Source organism: Rufibacter ruber, from assembly GCF_014138425.1.
In the GTDB taxonomy this organism is placed as follows: Bacteria; Bacteroidota; Bacteroidia; order Cytophagales; family Hymenobacteraceae; genus Nibribacter; species Nibribacter ruber_C.
On the sequence record NZ_JACJIQ010000001.1, the window covers coordinates 416569 to 441591 of the forward strand.

Consider the following 25023-nt stretch of genomic DNA (forward strand, 5'->3'; position numbering starts at 1 on the left):
TGTTAACGGTAAATGTGCTCACCGCGGTGGGTGCGCCATTCGTTTTCAAAGTAGTCTGCATCTTCAGCGGTACGTGGGGTTACGCCCATCACAATGTTACCCTCTTTGATACCAGACTCATACGTCTTAGCACGTTCCTCCGGAATACCAGAACCCACCAGGGCACCTAGTAAGCCACCCGTCAAACCACCGGCACCGGCACCAGCCAGGCCAGCTGCCAACGGACCAGCAATCACCAGACCCAGGCCAGGCAGGGCAACAGAAGTACCAATAGCGGCAATAGCCCCCACAATGGCACCCAGGGTACCACCAATGGCAGAACCGGCTCCGGCTCCTTCCAGGGCTTTGTTCCCCAGTTCAGTCTCATGGCCATCTGCGAAGTGACGCTTGCGTGCCTCATCGCTCATGATCACGTTAATATCATCTTTGCTGTAGCCGCGGCTGTGTAAAGCGTTGTAGGCACGTTCAGCACTGTCTCTATCTCTAAACATTCCCGTCATCATACGGGAATTACCGGTGTTTCCATGATGGTTTTCCATAGCTCGTTGTTTAATATTTAGAAGGTGTAACATAGTGGTATTTGATGCGCTGGTTAAATCCAGCAAACTGAACATCAGAGATTAGCTAAACGAAAACGTTTGGTATTAGTTACATCTGCTGGTTGACATAAAACAAGAACGCCTGCGGTTTACCGCAGGCGTTCTTGCCATCAGGGAATAGTAGGTCTCTTAGTTGTACACCTTGACCATGTACACAAAGTCTTGCAGTTTCTTGAGCTGCTGCGGGCGGCTGGTGCCGGCCAGGTTATTTACTTTAGGCAGGTTAACCGGCTGCGGAAGGCGGTGGCTGGGCAGTTGCTCCAGCAGGCTCAGCAAATAGGCAGATTTCACGGCAAAGGCCGCCCCGTCTACCCCCAGCATTTTGCCACTGATTACGCCAATCATGTTGCCGCGGTCATCTAGCAGCGGTCCGCCGCTGTTGCCTGGGTTCAACGGGATAGAGATCTGGTAAGAAGCGGTGTCACCGTAAACGCCGGAGCGGGAGCTGAGGGTGCCTTCGCCAAACACCACGTCTTCCCTTGGGTAGCCCAGGGTGAAAACGCGCTCGCCTAAATCAGACTCCTTAGATTTGAAAGAGTACGGCAGTTTCCCAAATCCGTCAAACGTGGTGTCTGCCACGCGTAGCAGGGCCAGGTCTCTGATCTGGTCTGAATAAATCTCTTCCACTTTGTATTTCTGCCCGTTCTTGTGCTCAATCATGAGAGAGTCTGCGCCTTCAATCACGTGGTAAGACGTGACAAAGTACCCGTCTGAGGTAAGGGCGAAGCCGGTGCCGGTGAACTGGCCCGGATTGACTGCGCTGGCTTTAGGGGTGGCGGTGGCGTCTTGCAGAAGGGCGTTCTGCTTGCGCTTGAGCGCGTCTACTTCCCGTCTCAACTCTACATAGCGGGCTGCCTGCTGCTTGGTGGCTGAACGCCACATCTCCATGCCCAGCAGCGCGCTGAACACCGTGACAATAGCTACCGTGGCGGCTACCCCCATGGTGGCGGCGTACCGGCGCATGAAAAGCTGCATGGGCGTGCGGCGGCGTACCGGGGCCGGGGCGCTGGCGGGGTTCTCCTGTCTCCACTCCTGGTGCAGGCTGTTTAGCTTCTGGCGCAGCTCCTGCTGCTTGCCATACGCCTGTAAAGAGGAGGTCAGCAGCTCAAAGTCCTGCACCCGCTGGGCAAATAGGGGGTCAGTGGCCAGGCGCTCTTCCAGTTCCTGCCTTTCGGCGGAGGTTACCTGGTGCTGGCGGTACCGCTCCATTAATTCAAATAATTCCCTGTCACTCATATATGAATACACCCTGACCGGGTGCCTGTCTTAATTGCTGCGTTTACCTGGGCTCCTGATAGCCCAGGAAGAAAAGCTTCTTTAGGCGCATGAGGCACTTGTACTTCTGGTTTTTAGCCGAGTCTGCATTGTTGTAGCCAAACTTCTCCGTGATCTCGGGCATGCCCATAGACCGGATGTAAAAGTCTTCCAGCAGCGTTTTGCAGGGTTCGCCCAACTGGTTCAAGGCATCGGCCATGGCCGAAAACTTGAGCTCGTTCTGCTCTGCCTGGTCCGCCTCCTGAGACGTGTCTGTCAGCTCCTCCTCGGTGTCTTCTATCAAACCGCTGCTAAAGCGGCTGCTGCGGGAAAGCCTTTTTAGCCAGAGTCTTCTGCAGATGGAATACAAGTACGTCTTAATCTGGCAGTTGAGTTCCAGCTGGCCGGCCTTTATCTTTTCATAGAAGACAATCACGGCTTCCTGAAAGATGTCTTTGGCGTCATCTTCTGTGCCGTTGTTACTCTGCACAAAGAACAGCACCATAGGAAAGTGGAGCTTGTACAGCCTGCTCAGGGCTACCTCGTCATCACGTAGAATCCCTTCAATAATGTCGGTATCGGCTAGCTGCGCCTTACTAGTCATGCTCATCAATTAATACAGTTTCAGGGATTTAGTAACCCACAGAAAAAAAATAAAAATTTTCTGAAAAAGATGGGTTACCTCCCGGGGGGTAGCGGTATAAAGGGTGAAATTAACGCTAAAACCCTTTAAAAATCACTAAAATGAAAAAGGTATTTTCTCTTGCCCTAGTTGCTGGTATGTTCGCTTTCGCTTCTTGCGAGTCTAAGCCTGCTGAAACTACTGAAGCTACAACTGAAACTGAAGTTTCTACTGAAGCTACTGAAGTAGATACTACTGCTGCTGTTTCTACTGATTCTGCTGCTGTTACTACTGACTCTACTACTGCTGTTCAGTAATTAACCGCGTGCAATCACGTACGCAACTAGGTTAAGAATGAAAAGCGTCTTCATGCGGTTTGCGCAGAAGACGCTTTTTGTTTTTTAAAGCAACCGCCCGTGTTTGCGGCCTGTTTTTCAGAAAACAGGCCAAAAACACGGGCGGTATCTGGTTAAGCCCGTCTGTGTTTGCGGCGCTCCATTTCCTTCTTCACCAAAGAAAACTCTCTGCTGCTCTGTCCGGCAATGGCGGTGTTCTCATCTGCCCGGCGCAGCAGGTACGGCATGACCGCCTCTACCGGGCCGTACGGCACGTATTTGGCCACTTTATACCCGGCGTGCGCCAGATTATAGGAGAGGTTGTCACTCATGCCCAAAAGCTGCGCGAAGTAAATGCGCTCATCCTGCGGGGCCAGATGGTGCTGGGCCATGAGCTGCATGAGCAGGTAACAGCTGTCTTCATTGTGGGTACCGGCGCAGATGGCAATGCGGTCAATGTGCTCCAGGCAGAATTTCAGCGCCTCATTATATAAGTCATCTGTGGCTTGTTTGCTGGGGTTGATGGGGTTGCGGTAGCCTTTCTCCTGCGCCACCCGCGCCTCTTTCTCCATGTAGGCGCCCCGCACCAGTTTGCCGCCCAGGTAATAGCCTCGCTTCACCGCATTCTCGTAGTCACGTTTGATCACGTCCAGCCGGTCATGGCGGTAGAGCTGGTAAGTGTTGTAGACAATGGGGCGCTCCTGGTTGTAGAGTTCCATCATCTCAAAGCAGAGCTGGTCAATGGTTTCCTGCAGCCAGCTTTCCTCGGCGTCAATGAACACGCGCACACCCCGCTCATACGCCCGCTGGCAGATGGCCTTTACCCGCGCGCGCGCCCTAGCGTAGGCGGCTTTCTCAGTGGGGGTCAGTTCTTGGTCAGTTTGCGCTTTGGCCAGCAATGCCGGGTCAGCGACCCCCGTCACTTTGAATACACTGAACGGAATGTGGGTGGAGTTGGCGGCCATCTCAACGGTGGAGATGATTTCCTGCACGGTATGGTCAAAGCTTTCCTCGTTGCTCTCGCCCTCTACCGAGTAGTCCAGGATAGTGCCAATGCCCGAGGCCCCCAGCTTCTGAATGGTAGGCTTGCACTCCTGTATGGTCTCGCCGCCGCAGAACTGCTCAAAGATGCTTTTCTTGATGAGAAACTTGACCGGCAGGTTCCAGCTCAGAGCCTTCTTCATCAGGCCACCGCCCATTTTCACCAGGGAGTTGTTGTTCATGGCGGCAAACAGGAGGTAGGTTTTATATAATTCCGCGTCAGATTTATCAGCGAAGGCGATGGCGGTGTCTTCAAAAGAGACGTTCGGGACAGGGTTCATATAGAATGGGTTCGCGCTGGTTAGTAAAGCGCCACAAAGATAACGTAAAAACGGCTGTTAGTTGTTTCCGGTTCATTTCTGGAAAAGGGCGTAAAGAAGAGCTTACCCTTTCCTTCGGCCCCGGGCCGGAGTTGTTCTTTGCAATTTTTGTAACTGATTTTAAGCGCTGTTGCCAGAAGAAAAGGGAAAAGCCGCAATTTCTGAAGATTTTATTTTGAACTCCCCCAGACATTCCCGTTTTTGAGCCTTCATTGCGTTTTTGGCCTGTTTTTAAGAAAACAGGCCAAAAACGCACTAATTTAGAAGAGTACCTTGACCGAAGAAATTTTCATAGGACCGGAGGCCTTGCCCCAACTGGAGCACCTGTTGCAGAGCCGGGCCTTCCAAAAGATAGTGGTGCTGGTAGATGAGAATACCCACCGGCACTGCTATCCGTTGCTGAAACCAATCCTGCCGCCGCACCACCTGGTGCACATCAAAAGCGGCGAAGAGAACAAAACCCTGGCCACCTGTGAGCACGTGTGGCGGGAACTCACTGAGCAGGGCTTGGACCGCTGGAGCCTGCTGGTGAACGTGGGCGGCGGCGTGCTTACTGATTTGGGCGGCTTCTGCGCCAGCCTGTACAAACGCGGCATCCGGTTTGTGAACGTGCCTACTACGTTACTCTCACAGGTAGACGCCAGCGTGGGCGGCAAGACCGGCATTGACTTTATGGGTTTCAAGAACCATTTGGGTGTGTTTCAGGAGCCGCTGGCGGTGCTGGTGAACCCAGATTTTCTGCAGACCCTGGATATGCGCCAGATGAAATCCGGCTACGCCGAAATCATCAAGCACTGGCTCATCTTAGACGCCGCAAAGTTTCAGGAGCAGCGTTACATTGGTCTGTTCACTGAAGATTGGACTGACCTCATTCGCCATTCTATTGAAATTAAATCACGGGTGGTGACCGCAGACCCGCTGGAGAGCGGCCTGCGCAAAATCCTGAACTTCGGGCATACCATTGGCCACGCCGTAGAGAGTTTTTACCTGGAGAAGCCGGGGCTGCTGCTGCTGCACGGCGAGGCCATTTCCGTGGGCATGGTCTGCGAAGCATGGCTTTCTGTGCAGCGCGGTTTGCTCACCGCTGAGGAACTGGAGCAGATTGAGACCTTTATTTTCTCCATCTATGAAAAGGTGAAACTGCCGGCCGGCGACCTGGAAGCCATTAGTCAGCTCTGCCTGCATGATAAAAAGAACGACGGCGCCACCATCAACTGCACGCTGTTGCAGAGAATTGGCGAAGCCGTGTATGACCAACCCATTACCTTGAGCGAGGTGCAGAGCGCCTTGCGTTATTACCAAACCTTATGATGTCAGCTGCTGCTGTGCGCGTGTCGCACCCCACGGGCGTGTTGCGTGGGCAAGTGACTTTGCCCGCCTCTAAAAGTGAAGCCAACCGCGCTTTAATTATCAGGGCCCTTTCCGGTCAGGATTTCCCCATCCATAACCTGTCAGACGCCAATGATACCCAACTCCTGAACCGTTTGCTCTCTACGCCTGCCGGCGAAGAAGTGAGCGCCGAAGATGCGGGCACCGTTATGCGTTTCTTGACGGCCTATTATGCTGCTACCGGCCAGAAACTCAAACTCACCGGCACGCCCCGCATGTGCCAGCGCCCCATTGGCGTTCTGGTAGACGCCTTGCGGAAGTTGGGGGCTAAGATTGAATATCTGGGCCAGGAAGGTTACCCACCCATGCAGATGAACGGGTTTGAAGGCACCGGCACCAACCAACTCACCGTACGGTCAGACATCAGCAGCCAGTACATATCCGCGTTGCTCATGATTGGGCCGTTGCTGCCGCAGGGGCTGGAACTCACCCTGGAAGGGAAAATCAGTTCAGAGCCATATATTAGAATGACGTTGGCCCAGATGGCGCACTTTGGGGTGCAGGCTACGTTTGAAGGAAATCTCATTTCGGTTGCACCGCAAAAATACCAGCAGCAGGAGTTCACGGTAGAATCTGATTGGAGCGCGACCAGTTACTGGTACAGCATCACGGCTCTGGCCAAGGAAGCTGATATTTTCCTGCCTGGCCTTAGAAGCAATTCCCTGCAAGGAGACAGCGTGCTGCCTACGTTGATGGCCCCGTTTGGCGTGAAAACCAAGTTTTCCGCCGAAGGCGTACGGCTCACGAAACAACCGGTGCAGGAGAAAATTGCGCGCATTGATTTTTCGGCTTGCCCAGATTTGGCGCAGACGGTGGTGGCCTTGGCGGCTGGTTTGCGCGTGGAGTTTGACATGACCGGCCTGGAAAGTCTGCGCATCAAAGAAACCGACCGCATTGCCGCCCTGCAGAACGAGGTACAGAAATTTGGCGCTGAGCTGAAAGAAACCGAGCCTGACGTTTTTGGCCTGTTTTTGCAAAATCAGCCCGAAAACGTACCCACCGTGCACACCTATGAAGACCACCGCATGGCCATGGCCTTCGCGCCGCTGGCGCTGAAACAACCCGTGATCATTGAAGAACCCAAGGTGGTGCGCAAATCGTACCCGCGGTACTGGGAGGAGCTGCAGAAAGCGGGGTTTCAAGTAATTGAGAATTAGGAATTAAGAATTATTCTTGAGTTAGGCGGTTTCTTGTGTTTTGGGGCTGTTATTCAAAAAATAGACCATAAACGGAAGCTCTTTTAATACCTCATTTCTCTACAGAAACAAATTGAACCCCTCATAGAAAAGGAAAGCCGCTGTCACGATCTCGTAACAGCGGCTTTCCTTTTCTATGCTTCATTCCTAATTCTTAATTCTCAATTCTTGATCACCACCGGTTTTCCTTTTCTGGCAGATTCATAGATGGCCATCATGAGCTTGACATCCTGCAGGCCTTCTTCGCCGGGTGTTTTGGGGTTCTTGTTCTGTTGAATGCATTCAGACAGATGGTCTATTTCCAGTGCAAACTGGTTCTCTTCTTTGATTTTCATCTCCTGCTTGCCCTCTTTTCCGCTGAGGCTGAGGTGGTGTTCATAGTAATCAGTGGCAGGGTCTAAGGTGAGTACTTTCTCTGACCCAAAGACCTGAAAGCGTTTGGTATCTGAGTAGCCGTAGCTGGAGGTACAGTTGGCCTGTACCCCGCTGGGGAACCTCAGGACGAAATTCACGTTTTCCTCCACCTCTTTAAACCTGGGGTCATGGGGCGTGCTGTGCAGCATGGCTGAGATTTCAACGGGCTCCTCACCGGTAATGTACCTGGCCGCCTGCAGGCTGTAGATGCCAATGTCCATCAGGGAGCCGCCACCCGCCAATTTTTTCTCAGCACGCCACTTGTCCTGCGGTTTTGCGGGGTCCAGGATGCGGCCGTGGTCAGCGGTGATAACCTTGAGTTTGCCCAATTGCCCCCCTTGGGCTAGTTCAATGGCTTTCAGGTTGTAGGGTTCATACTGGGCGCGGTAGGCAATCATGAGTTTCCTGCCCGCCTTCTGGCAGGCGGCAATCATTTTCTCACAGTCTTCTACGGTGGTGGCCATGGGTTTCTCACACATGATATGTTTGCCTGCTTGCGCCCCTCTAATGGTGTACTCCGCGTGCATGCTGTTGGGCAGCACAATGTAGATCACATCTACCTCTGGGTTGTCTCTGAGCGAGTCATAGTTCTGGTAGTTGTAGATGTTTTTAGGATCTACCCCGTTTTCAGCGGCAATGCGCTGGGCTTTGGCGGGGTCTCCGCTCACCAGAGCCACCAGCTTTGATTTCTTGCATAGCGGAAAGGAAGGAATGAGTTGCTTGGTCGCGAATTCGCCCAGGCCCACAATGGCCCAGCCTAGTTTTTTCTCTGCCATAGGTGCGGTGTTTGAAGTTAGAAAGGGAGATGCTGCTGCTTGAAGGGGAGCGATTCCTGCTGCCGCCAAACCCAATCCCAGTTGCTTGAGGAACTGTCGGCGCAAAGGTGCATTTTCCATCACGGTATTCTTTACATCATACAGGGCCTGAGTGCTGTTGTAGCACCGGTATTGTGAAAACGGAAACCTCTGTAGACGGTTGCGGCAAGTACTAAAACTTCATTAGCCCCTTGTAACAGCAGAGGATCTGGTGAAATGGGTTGAGGTTGTCTTAGTTAATTGGTTATGAATTGGTTAACTGGTTTGGGCTCGATAGGCTGGGAGCGCTATATAAAGATTCTGGTTTATACTGAAATTGAGGGTAGATGTCTTTTGAGCGCAAGCCGATTCCAGTTAAACCCGTAAAAGAACCCTGAATAAATAATTTGTTAACCAATCTAATATGAAAAAAACGAACGTATGGGTGCTCTTCTGCTCCCTGTTACTGAGCAGTGTGCTACTGGTGTCATGTGATGACGACGATGAGGATGCGGATGCCCTGATGGAGCAAGACCGGCAGCGGGTGGCGGTATTCTTCCAGAATGCGGCCGTGAGTGACATGTTTGAGATTCAGACCGGTCAGATGGCACAAGTGAAAGGTGAAACCTCTGATGTTGAAACGTTAGGGGCCATGCTGGTACGTGACCATACCCTGTCAAGCAATAAAATCATGGACATGGCAGATGAACGGGATATTCAGTTGCAGATGACCATGCCCGCTCCCAAACAGCAAATCATGACCCGCCTGAACGGTTTAGACGGACTGCCCTTTGATAAAGATTTTGCTGCGGTACAGGTACAGGCTCACCAGGAAGCCATTGCTTTATATGAGCAGGCTGACAAAGAGATAAAAGATGCTGAAGTGCAGGCTTTTATTGACGAAACCTTACCAAAGCTGAGAACGCACCTGCAGCATGCCCGAGACACAAAGACGAAAGTAGACGGCATGTAACAGTTGTTTGCCTACGTTTAAAAACAGCCCATTGCTAAAACAATGGGCTGATTTTTTTGTCTGCTTACAAAGGTGAAAATATAAATTTATTGGATGATAGGAGTGGTGAATGATATATTTGGTAGAAGCCTTGTGACGGGAATTGGGGTGGGTGAATTTGAATTAAATAAATGTTATTCAGGCTTTAATGTATGAATTGGAAGTGTAGTTCTGAACTATTTTAACCTTGCTTTAGTTTTAACGTTAGAAGATGCTCATACGTGAGTGCTGTACAACGAAGACCTAAAACTATGAAAAAAATAAGTTTGTTATTGATCGGGAGTGTGTTTGCTATGAGTAGCACTACATTAGTGTCATGCAGTAGCAACAAGCAGGAAGCCTCTGCGGCTGACCATGCCAAAGTAGAGCAGTTCCTCCAGAAAGCAGTGGCCACTGACCGTTTTGAGTTAATGGCCGGGATGATGGCCGCAGACCAAGGGAAAAAAGTAGATGCGTATGGCCAGCAACTGGTGCACGTGCATTCTAGGACCAGCCCGGTTTTAGAAAGCATGGCTAAGCAGCGCCGGGTAGAACTGCCCAATGAGATGCCCTCAGAAAAGAAAGCGATTGTAGACAGTCTGGAAACCAAAGAAGGCGAGGCTTTTGACCAGACCTTCACAGATGCCCAGCTGGAAGTACAGAAAGAGACAGTGGCCCTTTATGAGCAAGCAGAAAAGGAACTGAAAGATCAGGAAATCCAGGCGTTTATTGACCAGGTGTTGCCCGTTTTAAAGCAACACTTAGCTGAAGCCCAGGAGTTGAAGAATGCAGTTGCCAGCAAGTAGTGGTACTGTAAGAATGGAAGAAAAGCCCCGGCCTCTGTAACAGAGGCCGGGGCTTTTTTATTGGGGAGGAAGGTCTTGCTGCACCTGCCGCAGGAGATCTTGAAGGTATGGGACCGAATGTAAAAGCCGGCTACCGTACCAACTGAACATCTCCCCATCTACCACTTTCACCAGGGCGTCCGGGCAGATCTGCTGGAACTCAGCCAGATGTCTCTCCTGAAAAGGGTAAGGTTCAGAAGAAAGCAGAATTAGCTGGGGTGCGCGTTCCTGCAGCAGTTCAGGGGTGATGACTGGGTACCTGGGCATGTCAGCAACCACATTCTCCAGACCGCAACGGGCTAACACATGGTCTATGAAATTCTCTCCGCCCACGGCCATGTACGGCTTGCGCCAGATAAAGTAAGCCGTGCGAATGCGGGGGGAAATGGGGTGTAACTGTAAAAAGTGTTCCTGTAATTGAGAAACCAGTTCTTGGGCTTTGGTGGCCGTGTTGGTGATTTCCCCTACCCAGGCCATCATTTGCAGGCTGTCTTCCAGGGTAAGGATGTCACTCATCCAGACGGGGTACTTTTGCGCAAGGGCCTCAATGCCTTCCTGGTAATTCTCTTCTTTGTTGCCAATGATAAGGTCTGGCGCCAACTGGTCAATCACCTCCAGGTGAAACTGTTTGGTGCCGCCAACCCTGGTCTTCTTTCTGACCTCCTCTCTTGGGTGAAGGCAGAATCTGGTCACGCCCACCACGCGGTCACCCAACCCCAGGTGAAACAGCAATTCTGTCTGACTGGGTACCAAGGACACAATCCGTTCCGGAAACTGTGGCAAGTCAACCTGCCGGTGCATCTGATCTAAAAACTGCAAGGTATGTTGGTCTAGGTGGTTTAATTCCGAAGAAGGAGTTTCCATCAACACATTTTCACGGCTCCGGCCTACCCAATGCCCCGGAACGGCTGATGACTTCTAAAGTACCGGCTGCTAATGTCTCCCAATAACTATACTGAACAATCAGAGCTTCTGTTTTGGGCCTGTTTTTGGAAAAGTAGCCCGGAAACAAAAATAGGATCTGTTGAAAATAAAGCTTTACAATGGTTGCCTGTGCTGCCACTCATGGTCTAACAGGGCGTATACCAGTGAATCACACCACTCGCCTTTGATGAAGATATTCTCCTTGAAATGGGCTTCACGGCGCATGCCCAGTTTCTCCATTACGCGGTAAGAACCCACGTTGCGCGGGTCGCAGTCGGCCCAGAAGCGGTGCAGGTGCAGCTCCTCAAACCCGTATTCGATGAGGGCGCGTGCGGCCTCTGTGGTATAGCCTTTGTTCCAGTAGGTGGGGTTCAGGAGGTACCAGAGCGCGGCTTCCTCGGCGTCATAGTCTATCTTCATTCCCACCCGGCCAATGAGCATGTTGGTGCTTTTCAGAACAACAGCCAGGTCAAAGAGGGTGCGGGGATCTTCCCTGGCTTCGGCCATGCACTGGAGTAGATAGTCCCGGCTTTCCTGGCTGCTGCGTACGTGGCTGGTCTGGTAACGCATAACACTTTCCTGTGATTCATACAGGTGGGTGAAGTGCCAGTCATTTTCCTGAAATTCCCTGAGCAGGAGACGCGGGGTGGACAGTTCCATGTGCAGCGGTGGTAATGGGGCAACAGAGGCCGTGGAAAGGCAAAGACCTGCAGGTATCTTTTCCCCACAGGTCTTTAAATTGCGTTTTGGGGCTGTTTTTCTGAAAACAGCCCCAAAACAGCTAGGTCAGATATCTAAAGTCATGGCCGCTCTCCAGCTGGTTCAGGAACTGGTAGAACAGCTGAATGATGTTGTCTACATCGTCTTTATGAACGGTCTCCACGGTGGTGTGCATATACTTCAACGGCAACGAGATCAACGCCGAAGCCACGCCTTCATGGGAATAGGCAAACGCATCTGTGTCTGTGCCGGTGGCGCGGGTGGCGGCGGCACGCTGGAAGGGGATCTCATTCTTCTCTGCCACGTCAATCAGCATGTTCAGCACGTTGTTCTGTACCGCCGGGCCATAGGTCAATACAGGGCCTTTGCCGCAGTGCAGGTCACCGTTGGTTTTTTTCTCGTAGCCCTGGCTCTGGGTGTCATGGGTCACGTCTGTGATGATGGCCAGGTTAGGCTTGATACGGTGGGCAATCATCTCGGCGCCGCGTAAACCAATCTCTTCCTGCACGGCATTCACAATGTACAGACCGAAGGGCAGTTTTTTCCCGTTCTCTTTGAGCATACGGGCTACTTCTGCAATCATGAACCCACCAATGCGGTTGTCCAGCGCCCGGCCCACGTAATACTTGTCATTCATCACCCACAGCTCGTCATCAAAAGTGACCACACAGCCCACGTGAATGCCCATGTCTTCCACTTCCTGGCGGTTGGCGGCGCCACAGTCCAGGAAAATGGTCTCTACGGTAGGGGCTTTGTCCTGCTCCACCTTGCGCACATGAATGGCCGGGTACCCAAAGACTGCTTTCACGGGCCCTTTTCTGGTATGAATGTTTACCCGTTTTGACGGAGCAATGACCGCGTCTGACCCGCCGTTGCGGCGTACGTAAATGTAACCCTCTGGGGTGATGTAGTTCACAAACCAGGCAATCTCATCTGCGTGCGCCTCAATGACTACTTTGTAGTCAGCCTCTGGGTTGATTACGCCCACTACGGTGCCGTAGGTGTCTACAAAATACTCATCAATGTACGGCTTAATGTACGCCAGCCAAAGTTTCTGGCCTTCAGATTCAAAGCCGGTGGGGGCGGCGTTGTTGAGATACTTTTGCAGAAAATCAAAGCTTTCTTCTCTCATATGCTTTCGTCAATGTGGAGCGAAGCACTTCTCCGGTTCGTTGTTGTGTGTTAGTGTAAGTGGTTGTGGAAAGGCACGGGGTGCTTCACATAGCCCATGCCTTTGGGGCGGTTGTTGGTTATGGCATGTCAGACGCTGGAGGTTAGGTTGCCTGGATAAGTCTAAGGCCTATATTCCAGCGTCTGACATCTTTTTTACAGCGGGATATTGCCGTGTTTTTTCCTGGGCAGCTGATCTACCTTGTTCTCCAGCATCTTGAACGCCTTGATCAGCTTGGCACGCGTCTCAGACGGGTAAATCACCTCGTCTACAAAGCCACGGTGGGCCGCCCGGTACGGCGTCGCGAATTTCTCCTGGTACTCGGCCACTTTCTCGGCCAGTTTGGCTTCCGGGTCTTCGGCGGCTGCAATCTCGCGTTTGAAGATGATTTCAGCGGCACCTTTGGCGCCCATCACGGCAATTTCGGCCGTAGGCCAGGCATAATTCAAATCAGCGCCAATATGCTTGGAGTTCATCACGTCATAGGCGCCGCCGTAGGCCTTGCGGGTAATCACGGTCACGCGCGGCACGGTGGCCTCGCAGAACGCGTAGAGTAATTTAGCCCCGTTGGTGATAATGCCGCGCCACTCCTGGTCAGTGCCAGGCAGGAAACCGGGCACGTCTTCCAGCACCAGCAACGGAATGTTGAACGAGTCACAGAAACGCACGAAGCGGGCAGCCTTGGTACTGGCGTTGATGTCCAGAACCCCGGCTAACACCGCCGGTTGGTTGCCCACAATGCCTATGCTGCGGCCCGCCAACCGGGCAAAACCCACTACTATGTTTTCGCCAAAGTTTTTATGCACTTCCAGGAATGAGCCGCTGTCAATGATGCCTTCAATCACCTCGCGCATGTCATACGGTTGGTTCGGGTTTTCGGGCACAATGGTGTTCAATACCTCACGGGTTTCGTCTGCTTGGGGCTCATAGGGTGCAGACGGCGGCAGTTCCTCGCAGTTCTGTGGCATATAGCTCAGCAGCTGCTTGATGTTCTGAATACACACTACCTCATTGGCGCAGGAGAAATGGGTCACGCCGCTTTTGGTGCTGTGGGTGCTGGCGCCGCCCAGTTCCTCAGAGGTCACGGTCTCATGCGTCACCGTTTTCACCACGTTGGGGCCGGTCACAAACATGTAGGACGTGTCTTCCACCATCAGGATGAAATCAGTGATGGCCGGCGAGTACACCGCGCCGCCCGCGCAAGGCCCCATAATGCCCGACAGCTGCGGAATCACGCCCGAGGCGAGGGTGTTTTTATAGAAGATATCGGCGTAGCCGCCCAGGGAAACCACGCCTTCCTGAATTCTTGCCCCGCCTGAATCATTCAAGCCAATCACGGGTGCGCCGTTTTTCATGGCCAGGTCCATGATCTTGACAATTTTCTCGGCGTGGGTTTCTGAGAGGGACCCGCCAAAAACAGTGAAGTCTTGGGAGAATACGTACACCAGGCGGCCGTTTACGGTGCCGTAGCCGGTTACCACGCCGTCACCCAGGTAGTATTCCTTGTCCAGGCCGAAGTCTTTGGAGCGGTGCATCACAAACTTGCCTATCTCCTCAAAAGAGCCTTCATCCAGGAGCAGGTCAATGCGTTCACGGGCGGTGAGTTTGCCTTTTTTATGTTGGGCATCAATGCGCGCCTGGCCGCCTCCTAAGTGGGCCTCGGCATTTTTGCGGTCTAAAATCTCAAATTTGCTGTTCAAAGGATTGGTGTCTGACATTGAGCAGTTTTGGTGTTGGTACAAGAGACCAAATTTAGGAAAGAATAGGCCAGTGTAAAATTTTTGTTACGCTTTTCTTCCGGAATGTAAAGCCACCCCCAAAATAAATTGATAATCTATACGTTTCGCGCGGAAAAACTGGGGGAGAAAGGGTTATGTATATCTTGCGTTTTTGGTCTGTTTTCAGGAAAACAGGCCAAAAACGCAAAATGTAGCGTCGTTACCCTGTAACGACGTGGCTTCTATGCAACAATACCCTTTCAGTTAAGATAAGAACGTGTCTTTGCAACTGATACCTTCTATTTTGCCCAGGATTTCATTTTGGTCTTAGATGAGATTTTTCCGTTTCAGGGACACACGTCTTTACAGGGTAACGACGCTCCATTTTCTGGCTTCCGTTTCCTGCCTCTTTTTCCGGAAACAGCTCAAAAACAGAAAAGGCTGACAGAATGTCTGTCAGCCTTTCCCAAATCTAATAGAAATTAACGCTTAGTCTTTCTTCTTGCCGTCTGTGGGCGTGGTTTCCTCTTCTTCAGAAGACGCTGACGCATCTGGCAATTCATCTGAGGTGTCTTTCACGTGGTTCTCGCTCTTGCGATTGGTGAATTTCAGCTCTTCTTTGCCTTCCTCGTAGTCTATCTGAATGATGTCCCCTTGCGCCAACTCCGCTTTCAGGATTTCCTCCGCGATTGGGTCTTCCATGTACTTGGTGATGGCCCGGTTCAACGGACGCGCCCCATATTTGGAATCATACCCTTTCTCAGCCACAAAATCTTTGGCTTTGTCTGTGATCTCAATGGTGTAGCCCAATGTTTTCACACGCTCCAGCAACTTGCGCAGAGAGATATCAATGATTTTATGGATATCTTCTTTGGCCAGTGAGTTGAACACAATCACATCATCCAGACGGTTCAGGAACTCAGGGGAGAACGTTTTCTTCAAGGCGGCCGCTATGGTGCCTTTCATGATGTCGTCCATGTTCTCCTGGCGGGTTTTGGTGGCGAAACCAACTCCAGCCCCGAAGTCCTGCAAGTCACGCGCCCCAATGTTGGAAGTCATGATGATGATGGTGTTCCGGAAGTCCACTTTACGGCCTAAACCGTCGGTCAACACACCGTCATCCAGCACTTGCAACAACAGGTTGTACACGTCTGGGTGCGCTTTCTCAATCTCATCCAGCAACACCACTGAATACGGCTTGCGGCGGATTTTCTCGGTCAGCTGACCACCTTCTTCGTAGCCCACGTAGCCTGGAGGCGCTCCTACCAGGCGAGATACGCTGAATTTCTCCATGTACTCACTCATGTCAATGCGCACCAGAGAATCTTCTTTGTCAAACAGGTAGGTAGCCAGCACTTTGGCCAGCTCAGTTTTACCAACCCCGGTTGGACCCAGGAACACAAATGAACCGATGGGTTTTTTAGGATCTTTCAGACCAACGCGGGTTCTTTGGATGGCTTTCACCAACTGCTGAATCGCTTTGTCCTGGCCAATCACTTTGCCTTTCAGCTCTTCGCCCATGTTGAGCAGCTTCTGGCCTTCGTTCTGGGCGATACGCTTCACCGGAATACCGGTCATCATGGCGATTACCTCGGCCACGTTTTCCTCTTTCACGGTGTAACGCTTCTTTTTGGTCTCCTCTTCCCAGCTTTTCTTAGCCGAGTCCAGTTGATCCAAGAGTTTTTTCTCTTTGTCGCGTAGTTGGGCCGCCTCTTCGTATTTCTGGCTCTTCACCACGCGGTTTTTCTCTTCCTTGATGTTCTCAATAGACTCCTCAAGTTTCAAGATATCATCTGGCACCACAATGTTGTTGATGTGTACGCGGGCACCGGCCTCGTCCAGAATGTCAATGGCCTTGTCTGGTAAGAAACGGTCGCTCATGTAGCGGTCGCTCAACTTCACGCAGGCCTCAATGGCTTTGTCTGTGTAGTTGACGTGGTGGTGGTCCTGGTACTTGTCTTTGATGTTGTGCAGAATCTCAATGGTTTCCTCTGGCGTGGTTGGGTCAACCATCACAATCTGGAAACGGCGGGCCAACGCACCATCTTTCTCAATGTACTGGCGGTACTCATCTAGCGTAGTGGCGCCAATGCATTGGATTTCGCCGCGGGCGAGGGCTGGTTTGAACATGTTAGACGCATCTAACGAGCCAGACGCGCCACCGGCACCCACAATGGTGTGCAGCTCATCAATGAACAGAATCACGTCAGGCGATTTCTCCAGCTCGTTCATCACGGCTTTCATGCGCTCCTCAAACTGGCCGCGGTACTTAGTTCCGGCCACCAAAGAGGCCAAATCTAAGGTCACCACGCGTTTGCCGAACAGCACGCGAGACACTTTCTTCTGAATGATGCGCAGAGCCAGGCCTTCGGCGATAGCCGTTTTACCTACCCCCGGTTCACCAATCAGGATTGGGTTATTTTTCTTGCGGCGGCTCAGTACCTGGGCCACGCGCTCAATCTCTTTCTCACGGCCCACAATTGGGTCTAGTTTGCCTTCCTCGGCCAACTTAGTCAGATCACGGCCAAAGTTATCCAGCACCGGGGTGCGGGATTTCTCAGCACCCTTCTTGGCAGTTGAGCCCGCGCCCCCTTTAGAGGAAGAGGAACCGAAGAGTTTGTCGTTGTCGTCGTTGTCGTCAGTATCTGAAGAGGCGAGTGGGTTGTTAGCATGGTAGTCTAACGAATCCCGGATGGCTTCATAGTTCACGTTGAATTTGGCTAAGGTTTGCGATGAAATATTATCCTCATCCCGCAAAATAGACAGCAGCAGGTGTTCAGTACCTATGATGTCTGACTTGAAGATTTTGGCCTCCAGGTACGTTATTTTCAGGACCTTCTCCGTCTGCTTGGTCAGCGGAATGCTGCCGGTAATATTGGTATTGGGGCTGGCGGTATTTTTGGTGGCCTGCTCAAGCGCGTACTTGAGTTCCTCCATGGGTACCCCCAGTTTTTTAAGCAAAGCGATTGCGGTGCCTTCTCCCTCTCTAATCATACCCAGAAGCAGGTGCTCGGTGCCGATGTAATCATGCCCCAAACGTATGGCTTCCTCGCGACTGAGAGAGATCACCTCTTTCACTCTATTTGAGAATTTGGCTTCCATGTAGTCTAGTCTAGTAAAATGTTGTGTGCGTGTACTGCAACGGTTGGTTGCCAAGGCTACGCTAGTAATAAAACAAGCTGAGTGGGGCAAATGTTCAACAGAAAGCCGCAGAATTCTGTAGGTAAATAGATGCCTCTGGGCCAAGGTTAAACAACAAGTCCAGTATACTCAGATTTGATGCAAATTGTTTGCCAAACACCTGCCGGTAGGGAGGGAGACGCAAAATGTCAGGTTCCTTCTTGGGGTGAAGTTTCCCGCGCCAATCCAGCACCGGCTCCTCGTAGGTTTCTACATACGTTTGAGTAAGGTGTATGGGTTTGTTTAACTTCAGGAATTTAGCGAAAAGTTTGAATAAATCCATATTCAGGTCCCATAACTTGGCGGGCTCCCGGTCATAGATGTCTTTTATGTAGTCTGAATAGTACTCAAAGAAGGGAGCGTTGCCGTAGGCGCTCTGGATGGTACGCCAATGGTTGTCGCGCCAGCGCTGGCTGTAGTCAATCTCCAGTTGGGTGATGAGGGTCTTGCGGTTGCCTTTCACCACCGGAATGCTGAGCGGCTGCACGCCCTGCGGCGTAAGAATATGGCAGCGGTTGCGGTAGCTCTGCTTCTGGTAGTGCTCCTGCGCCTCAAACAGAAGTTCATCGGCTTGAAAAGACTTTTGGAAAAAAAGAAGGTTGGGGTTGTACTGGAGTTCTATGAGGAGTTGCATGCAGTGGTGCGTGTAATCTTTGCAAGTACGGGAATTTTATCTTTTCATAAATTTTTGAATGGTGGTAATTCCATCTGTAGAGACCAGGTACTGCCTTGTCTCTTTCGCAGTGCTGGTAAATGTTTCTCTCCCGTCTGTTCCCCCGCCGTTTTTGCGTGTTCTCACCAACAAGCTAAACTGCCTTTGCTCCCGCTGCTTTATTTAACAAACCTCTAGCTGGATTACTTTCTGCTGGTGTTTGTCACGTTGATCCTTGATGCTCAACCTAACAAAAGAATCAAGAAGGGAAGAATCGCTGCCGCTCAGACAGGCTTCCCTTCGTTTAATTACGCACCTGGCAATTGCCGTCTGTTCCATTGCTACGGTAGCCATTATTGTTTTGAACCGTCTCTGCTGGCTCCCGCTAAGCGCCTGCGTGCCTGGCGGCACTGCGTTGCCCGCTCCCGCAGGTACTGCCAGGGAGGCTCTGCGTTTTCGGCCTGTTTTCATGAAAGTAGCCCGGAAACGGAAAACAGTAGCTGCTACCCCCTGGCAGTGCATATTATTCTCACTGTTGCTTTGGTCTACAGCCCCCAATCTGCACCCGCTATGGCGCGGAAGTAACTTCCGTGACTTACACAGCAGATACTCACCCTTTGAAGGGGGCGAAGGGGAAGTCTCCCCTTGAGGATTGCCCAAACGTGAGTTTGAGGCAGCGAGCGAAGCTCAGAAAGAGGGGGTATGCACCTACCGATCAGAGCATTACAGGTGTAGGGCGTATGGCATACGCTCGCACGCATTCCCGGTTACTCCCCTCCTCTGAAGGGGTAGGTTCCTCTCATTGCTGATTTTTATATGGCTCCCGGCGAGCCTGGAGACTCCCAGCACACTTGGTCACGAGCCAGAGACTCGCGCCAGCTCATTGCATAAGCAGCCAGCAATAAACCATCAGCAATGCTAAAAAGACCTAAGGGGCCACGCAGGGGTGCGGTTGGTTTCCTAAAGGTAACGGGGCAAGGGCAGCAGGGCAGAACTTTCAGGGGCTACTTTTGCCTTTTAGAAATGCGCTCGTACATATGAGTTGCACAAGAACCAAAGTTATGAGTACGAAAAAACTTTCAGATATACCTGTTTCGGTCCTGGACCTGGTGCCCATTTTAGAGGGCAAAACCGCTGCAGATTCGTTTAAAAACACCGTAGATTTGGCGCAGCACGTGGAGAAGTGGGGCTACCAGCGCTACTGGATGGCCGAACACCACAACTTTGCCGGTATCGCCAGCTCAGCCACGGTGGTCTTGATTGGCCATGTGGCCGGCAATACAACCAAGATCAGGGTAGGCTCTGGCGGCATCATGCTGCCCAACCACGCGCCGCTGGTGGTGGCCGAGCAGTTTGGGACGCTGGGTACGCTGTACCCCGACCGTATTGACCTGGGCCTGGGCCGCGCGCCCGGCACTGACCAGTTTACCGCCATGGCGTTGAGAAGAGATTTGCAGACGCCGGTAGAGGAGTTTCCGCAGAACGTGGTGGAGCTGCGGAACTACCTGGGCCCGGTTGACCCCACCGCCCGGGTGCGCGCCGTGCCCGGCGAAGGGACTAACGTGCCCCTCTGGATGCTGGGCTCCAGCACCTTTGGCGCACAACTGGCCGGTATTCTGGGCCTGCCGTACGCCTTCGCCAGCCATTTTGCCCCATCACAGTTGCACGCGGCCTTGCGGGTGTACAAAGAGAGTTTCCAGCCATCGGCGCAGCTCAAGGAGCCTTATGCCATTGCCTGCGTGAACGTGGTGGCCGCTGATACAGATGAGGAAGCCAAATTCCTGTCTACTACCATGTACCAGTCGTTCATCAACGTGGTGCGGGGTACGGGCAAAACCATGCAGCCACCTGTCAAGAGCATGGACGGCCTCTGGGATGCCAACGAGCGGTACGCCGTGCAGCAGATGCTGCGCTACTCGTTTGTGGGCAGCGCCGCCACGGTGCAGGAAGAGATGCAGGCGTTCTTAGAGGAGACCGGCGTAGACGAAATCATGGTAGCGGGCAACGTGTATGACCACGCCGCCCGGCTGCGGTCTTATGAGATCCTGGCCGGTTTCTTCAAGAGGGCAGACTAAGTTTTATTTCGGCGGGGCCGGGGCATGGCCGGAGGGGCAGTGGCTGGTCTGGGAGGGCACACGTAACCGTTTTGGGAGGCCCGCCCAAATTAGCTATCTTAGCGCTAGAACAACAGAAGCCGGGCCAGCCAGGCAACTTCCTGTTTTAGGCCTGTTTTCTGGAAAACACCTTAAAAACGCACGTTTGACCTCCATGTCCCGCCCTGACCTTCGCCCCGGCCAACTTCCGCTCTGGTGGCTGTTGAAGGGGATTTCACTTTTGCCGTTCCCGGTGCTGTACGCCATTTCTACGGGGCTTTACTTTTTGCTGTACTACGTGGTGGGCTACCGCAAGAAAGTGGTGCGGCAGAACCTGGGGCGGTCTTTCCCCGGGAAAAGCACCCAGGAGCTCCGCCAGATTGAAAAGCAGTTCTTCCTGAACCTCACTGACATCATGGTGGAGACCCTGAAACTGGCCACGCTTTCGCCGGAGGAGCTGCGCAGACGGGTCAAAGCCCGGGGGCTGGAAAAGGTGAACGCTCCATTAGACCAGGGCAAGATGGTGCTGGTGCTGGGGGCTCACCTGGGTAACTGGGAGTACATGTCGGCAGCGGGGAACGCCCTGTTCCGGCACCCCATTGACGGCGTGTACAAGCCGTTGGCCAGCTCTTTCTTTGAGGCGTTCATGTGGTATCTGCGCAGCCGGTTTGGGATTACACTGGTGAAGATGAAAGACACGCTGCGCCATGTGATTAGGCACAAAGGCCAGGCCCGCATTCTCACCCTGCTCACAGACCAGACGCCGCCGTACGGCGAAATCCAGTTCTGGACCACCTTTCTGCACCAGGAAACGGCCTTTTTTGTGGGGGCTGAAAAAATCAGGTCCTCTTTTGGCTATACCACCTTCTTTGTGGGCATGCACCAGGTTAAGCGGGGCTTCTATGAGATTGAGTTTCAGGAGCTGCTGCCGGCCCCGGTGAGAAACGAGCCCGAGGAGCCGCATCTGCTGACGGAGGCCTTTGCCCGGCACCTGGAGACCTGGGTGAACCGGTACCCAGCCAGCTACCTCTGGTCGCATAAGCGCTGGAAGCATAAGAAGCCGGTGGCCTAACCCGGCGCAGAAAACTTTCTGTTTCTGAGCTGTTTTTCAGATATTAGGCCAAAACCAGCCCCCATGCAAAAAGCCATACCAGCCGTTGACATACCCTTGAGCAAGCGCAAAAACCTCATCATGCTGCTGCTCTGCCTTGCGTTTGTGCTGGCCTCCTGGTTTATCTGGCGCCACGCGGGAGATGAGCCGCAGGCGTCTCTGTTCAGGGCGGTGGCCCTGGCGGGGTTCATGTTCTTTGGTGTGATCTGCGGGGGCTACGGTCTCTACAAGCTCTTTGACAACCGGCCGGGGCTGGTGCTGGACAAGATAGGGATCAATGACAATTCCAGCGCCCTTGGCGGAAGGCTGATCAAGTGGGGGGAGGTGGTTAGGCTGGAGGAAAGGGAGGTGTACGGCACCCCTTTCCTGCTGGTGTTTGTGACCAACCCGGAAGAAGTGATCAGGAAGGAGCCATTCATCCAGCAGAAGGCCATGCGCCTGAACTATAAACTGTACGGCACGCCGGTGGCCCTGTCAGCGAGTGCGCTCACGTGTACGTTTGAGGAGATGGCGCGGCTGGTGCGGGAAGCGTATGGCCGCCACGGCGGAGATGCGTGAAAATGCCTGCATAAAATAGTATGCAATCTTAACCATGAAAGATAAAACTGTCTTTTAAAGCGGCGATGATTCTTTCTATTGTGTTTGCTGTTTTCCTGTGGTGTATGGCAATAAGCAAACTTTAACTTCTGCTATTCGGGATTTTCAATCCCGAATTTAACGAACTGCGGATTCGTAATCCGCGGCGCGTGTAGCTCAAGAAGTGCGGGGATTACAAATACCAGGAGTATGTGCTTCCGGATTAGAAATCCGGAAGAGCTAACGAAGGGTTTTTTAAGTAAAAACGACCTTGAAGTTGATGGGGCGGTTTTCTGTTTCTGGGCTGTTTTGGCCAAAACAGCCCGGAAACAGAAAGTTTTTAGCAAACGCTAGAGGTATTCGTCAATTTCCCCTGCGCCTTGCCGCAGCACCTCAAACTCATCATTCTCGCAGTTGACCACCGTTGAGGCCACGTTGTTGCCGTAGCCGCCGTCTATGACCAGGTCTACCAGGTTGCGGTATTTCTCATAGATCAGCTCCGGGTCAGTGGTGTATTCAATCACCTCGTCTTCGTCATGAATGGAGGTGGAGATGATGGGGTTGCCCAGCTCCTCTACCAGGCACTGGCTGATTTTATTGTCCGGCACCCGTATGCCCACCGTTTTTCGGCGGGAGCCGCCTATCTTGGGCACTTTGCTGCTGGCCTCCAGTACAAAGGTGAACGGCCCCGGCAGCGCCTTTTTCATGACCTTGTAGGTTTGGGTGGAGATTTTGGCGTAGTCTGAGATGTGGGTGAGGTCATGGCAGATAAAAGACAGGTTGGCCTTGGCGGGGTTGAGCCCGCGTATCTGGCAGAGCCGCTCTACCGCGCGCACGTTGTGCAGGTCGCAGCCTAGGCCGTAGATGGTGTCTGTGGGGTAGATGACCAAGCCGCCTTTCTTGAGAACGTCTACCGCCTGCGCAATGGCTTTCATCTGGGGGTTGTCTGGGTGAATCTTGAGTAAGGTTGCCTGGGCCATTTTTTTAAGGAGTGAAGGAGTGGTGAAGTGAATGGGTGAATGATGCAGTGCACAAATTGGCCGTGTTTTGAAACCTATTTGGGCATACTTCACCTACATACGCTCAAACCAAATTTTACGTTTTTAACCTGATTTTCCAAAAACAGGCCCAAAACAGCATTTCCAGGAGGAGGAAGCCGTTTGGGTGTGCAGGATCTGCCCCCCTTTCAAAACATTCACTCCTTGACCCAATCGCGCCTTCAGTCCTTGACTCATTCACTCATTTAATTCTTACCTTTGCTATTATGTCAGAATTGAACACGCCTCCCGCTTCGCCGAGCCCCAGACGCCCGCGCAAGCCCCGCAAGACCAGCAAGTGGACGTATGCCCTGGTGCTGGTGATGTTTTTGTTTGTGTGCTTCTCCTACTACGCCTACCAGATTGTGTACACCGCCAACGTGGAGGTGAAGGGCGAGCCGGTGTATGTGCTCATTCCGCGCGGCGCCACCTATGAACAGGCCATGGATTCCATAGACGCCAAAAAAGTGGTCATTGACCGCCTCTCCCTGCGGTTCATGGCCAAACTCATGGATTACCCTGAGCTGGTAAAACCCGGCCGCTATGAGCTGAAAGACGGCATGACCAACTACAAACTCATTGCCAAGCTACGCTCCGGCGACCAGGACCCCGTGAAGCTCACCTACACCAACGTGCGGCTCAAGAAAGACCTGGCCCAGAAGCTGAGCACGTTCATAGATGCATCGCCCTCCCAGATTGACTCGCTGCTCAACAGCCCGTCTTTCACCAAAAAGCTGGGCTTTGACACCACCACCATTCTCACCATGTTCATTCCCAATACCTATGAGATGTATTGGACCACACCCGCCACCGAGATGATGGAGCGCATGAAGAAGGAGTATGACAACTTCTGGACCGCAGAGCGCGAAGCCAAGGCCCAGGACGTGGGCCTGAGCAAAGTAGAAGTCTCTATTCTGGCCTCCATTGTGCAGGCTGAACAAAGTGTGCACGCAGATGAGCGCCCCAGAATTGCCGGGGTGTACCTGAACCGCCTACAGCGCGGCATGGCCCTGCAAGCCGACCCCACCGTGGTGTACGCCGTGGGCGATTTCTCCATTAGACGGGTGTTGAACGTGCACCTGCGCACGCCCTCCCCGTACAACACCTACCTGAACAAAGGGCTGCCGCCGGGGCCCATCAACCTGCCTGCTATTTCTTCTATCAACGCGGTGCTGAACCCTGAGCAGCATGAGTACCTTTACTTCTGCGCCAAAGAAGACTTCTCTGGCTACCACGCCTTTGCGGCCACTGAGGCAGAGCACCGGCGCAACGCCGCCCGGTTCCATGCTGCCATGAACCAGCGCAACATCATGAAATAGAACCTCCCGTTTTGGGCAGGTTGAACCGGGTACTCCCTTTTTTTACGTTTCGGTTCAAAACCAACTTTTATCATGAAGAAAAACCTCACTTCAGCGTTGCTGCTCCTCTTGTGCCTTTGTGGCATTCACCTGTCTGGTCAGGCGCAGGCGATTCCCTATGACTCCTTGCGGGTAGTTCTGGAGAAAATCCATGACACAGACCAGGGCATCAGGTTGAAAGGGGATACTGTGAAAGAGGAAAACATGAATGCCTTTTTTGCCGAGATGCAGGCGGTTGACTCAGTGAACCAGCTCCAGGTGCAGGCCATTCTAGGCCGGTACGGGTGGTTGCCCAAAAGCAAGGTAGGGGAGAAGGCCGCCAACGGGTTGTTCTATGTGGTGCAGCATTCCCCAACCAGGGTCATAGCGCAGTACCTGCCAGAACTGCAGAAAATGGCCGCCAAGGGCGAAGCCGACAAAACGCTTACCGCCATGATGGAAGACCGGTTGCTCATGTTCCAGAACAAAAAGCAGATTTATGGGTCTCAGGCTACTTCTATGCTCCGGAAAGACGGTTCTTACGCCATCTGGCCCATTGAAGACCCCAAGAACGTGAACAAGCGGCGCAAGGCCGCCGGCTTTACCAGTACCGTTGAGGAAAACGCCAAACGGCTGAAAGCGGCTTATGACCCGGCAGAGAAGATTCCGCCTAACCAGCGCCTGCCTTTCCATTAAAGACTGCG

22 protein-coding genes are annotated in these 25023 nt (G+C 52.6%); 10 read left to right on the forward strand and 12 right to left on the reverse strand.

Translation table 11 applies throughout. The features are described from left to right. Positions 1-2: 2 nt before the first annotated feature. The 3 genes from FHS90_RS01640 to FHS90_RS01650 all read right to left on the reverse strand — a co-directional run bounded on the left by FHS90_RS01640 (position 3) and on the right by FHS90_RS01650 (position 2457). Positions 3-539, reverse strand: a complete 537-nt coding sequence (locus tag FHS90_RS01640) for a hypothetical protein (RefSeq protein ID WP_066839840.1) — start codon at positions 537-539, stop codon at positions 3-5. Between the two features lie 189 nt (positions 540-728). Further along, positions 729-1835, reverse strand: a complete 1107-nt coding sequence (locus tag FHS90_RS01645; RefSeq protein ID WP_182511320.1) for a S1 family peptidase — start codon at positions 1833-1835, stop codon at positions 729-731. Between the two features lie 43 nt (positions 1836-1878). After that, a complete protein-coding gene (locus FHS90_RS01650) occupies positions 1879-2457 on the reverse strand; it encodes an RNA polymerase sigma factor (RefSeq protein WP_220482957.1) in 579 nt (192 codons plus the stop codon). Between the two features lie 140 nt (positions 2458-2597). Between FHS90_RS01650 and FHS90_RS01655 the strand changes: the two genes are divergently transcribed. After that, a complete protein-coding gene (locus tag FHS90_RS01655; protein ID WP_074988013.1) occupies positions 2598-2792 on the forward strand; it encodes a hypothetical protein in 195 nt (64 codons plus the stop codon). 152 nt (positions 2793-2944) lie between these two features. On the opposite strand, the gene FHS90_RS01660 is transcribed toward FHS90_RS01655, so the two are convergent. Further along, complete coding sequence (locus FHS90_RS01660) at positions 2945-4132, reverse strand: proline dehydrogenase family protein (protein ID WP_182511322.1); 1188 nt, start codon at positions 4130-4132, stop codon at positions 2945-2947. Positions 4133-4444: 312 nt separating this feature from the next. Between FHS90_RS01660 and aroB the strand changes: the two genes are divergently transcribed. Further along, a complete protein-coding gene (gene aroB / locus FHS90_RS01665; protein WP_182511323.1) occupies positions 4445-5482 on the forward strand; it encodes a 3-dehydroquinate synthase in 1038 nt (345 codons plus the stop codon). Continuing rightward, on the forward strand, positions 5479-6717 hold the full coding sequence (locus FHS90_RS01670) for a 3-phosphoshikimate 1-carboxyvinyltransferase (RefSeq protein ID WP_246386555.1): 1239 nt from the start codon (positions 5479-5481) through the stop codon (positions 6715-6717). The genes aroB and FHS90_RS01670 overlap by 4 nt, the downstream gene beginning before the upstream one ends. Before the next feature lie 200 nt (positions 6718-6917). Here FHS90_RS01670 and FHS90_RS01675 read toward each other — a convergent pair whose 3' ends face one another. Further along, positions 6918-7946, reverse strand: a complete 1029-nt coding sequence (locus FHS90_RS01675) for a Gfo/Idh/MocA family protein (protein WP_246386557.1) — start codon at positions 7944-7946, stop codon at positions 6918-6920. A 442-nt stretch (positions 7947-8388) separates the two neighbouring features. On the opposite strand from FHS90_RS01675, the gene FHS90_RS01680 reads away from it, so the two are divergent. Further along, positions 8389-8937, forward strand: a complete 549-nt coding sequence (locus FHS90_RS01680; RefSeq protein WP_066834844.1) for a DUF4142 domain-containing protein — start codon at positions 8389-8391, stop codon at positions 8935-8937. A gap of 290 nt (positions 8938-9227) precedes the next feature. After that, on the forward strand, positions 9228-9761 hold the full coding sequence (locus FHS90_RS01685) for a DUF4142 domain-containing protein (protein WP_082893583.1): 534 nt from the start codon (positions 9228-9230) through the stop codon (positions 9759-9761). A gap of 57 nt (positions 9762-9818) precedes the next feature. On the opposite strand, the gene FHS90_RS01690 is transcribed toward FHS90_RS01685, so the two are convergent. The 6 genes from FHS90_RS01690 to FHS90_RS01715 all read right to left on the reverse strand — a co-directional run bounded on the left by FHS90_RS01690 (position 9819) and on the right by FHS90_RS01715 (position 18147). Further along, entirely contained in the window at positions 9819-10619 is an 801-nt protein-coding gene (locus tag FHS90_RS01690) for an ABC transporter substrate-binding protein (RefSeq protein WP_343049540.1), read from the reverse strand. A 219-nt stretch (positions 10620-10838) separates the two neighbouring features. Then, positions 10839-11384, reverse strand: a complete 546-nt coding sequence (locus FHS90_RS01695; RefSeq protein WP_182511324.1) for a GNAT family N-acetyltransferase — start codon at positions 11382-11384, stop codon at positions 10839-10841. A 121-nt stretch (positions 11385-11505) separates the two neighbouring features. Further along, the gene (locus tag FHS90_RS01700) at positions 11506-12576 is read right to left on the reverse strand and encodes a M42 family metallopeptidase (RefSeq protein WP_066834838.1); all 1071 of its coding nucleotides are present in this window, start codon (positions 12574-12576) and stop codon (positions 11506-11508) included. 194 nt (positions 12577-12770) lie between these two features. After that, complete coding sequence (locus FHS90_RS01705) at positions 12771-14333, reverse strand: acyl-CoA carboxylase subunit beta (RefSeq protein WP_066834836.1); 1563 nt, start codon at positions 14331-14333, stop codon at positions 12771-12773. 489 nt (positions 14334-14822) lie between these two features. Further along, positions 14823-17435, reverse strand: coding sequence for an ATP-dependent Clp protease ATP-binding subunit (locus tag FHS90_RS01710; protein WP_246386559.1), 2613 nt, complete (start codon positions 17433-17435; stop codon positions 14823-14825). Positions 17436-17529: 94 nt separating this feature from the next. After that, positions 17530-18147: a WbqC family protein gene (locus FHS90_RS01715; protein WP_182511325.1), complete on the reverse strand. Its 618-nt coding sequence runs from the start codon at positions 18145-18147 to the stop codon at positions 17530-17532. Between the two features lie 1079 nt (positions 18148-19226). Between FHS90_RS01715 and FHS90_RS01720 the strand changes: the two genes are divergently transcribed. From FHS90_RS01720 to FHS90_RS01730, 3 genes are all read left to right on the forward strand, one after another. Next, a complete protein-coding gene (locus FHS90_RS01720; protein ID WP_182511326.1) occupies positions 19227-20240 on the forward strand; it encodes an LLM class flavin-dependent oxidoreductase in 1014 nt (337 codons plus the stop codon). A 193-nt stretch (positions 20241-20433) separates the two neighbouring features. Next, positions 20434-21330, forward strand: coding sequence for a lysophospholipid acyltransferase family protein (locus FHS90_RS01725; RefSeq protein ID WP_066834829.1), 897 nt, complete (start codon positions 20434-20436; stop codon positions 21328-21330). A 63-nt stretch (positions 21331-21393) separates the two neighbouring features. Further along, entirely contained in the window at positions 21394-21927 is a 534-nt protein-coding gene (locus FHS90_RS01730; protein ID WP_182511327.1) for an STM3941 family protein, read from the forward strand. A 368-nt stretch (positions 21928-22295) separates the two neighbouring features. Here FHS90_RS01730 and FHS90_RS01735 read toward each other — a convergent pair whose 3' ends face one another. After that, entirely contained in the window at positions 22296-22925 is a 630-nt protein-coding gene (locus FHS90_RS01735; RefSeq protein ID WP_066834826.1) for an L-threonylcarbamoyladenylate synthase, read from the reverse strand. Between the two features lie 284 nt (positions 22926-23209). Between FHS90_RS01735 and mltG the strand changes: the two genes are divergently transcribed. Continuing rightward, the gene (mltG, locus tag FHS90_RS01740) at positions 23210-24301 is read left to right on the forward strand and encodes an endolytic transglycosylase MltG (protein WP_182511328.1); all 1092 of its coding nucleotides are present in this window, start codon (positions 23210-23212) and stop codon (positions 24299-24301) included. Positions 24302-24373: 72 nt separating this feature from the next. Continuing rightward, positions 24374-25015 carry a DUF6624 domain-containing protein gene (locus FHS90_RS01745; protein WP_182511329.1) on the forward strand — a complete coding sequence of 214 codons (642 nt, stop codon included), beginning with the start codon at positions 24374-24376 and terminating at the stop codon, positions 25013-25015. The last annotated feature ends 8 nt before the right edge of the window (positions 25016-25023 follow it).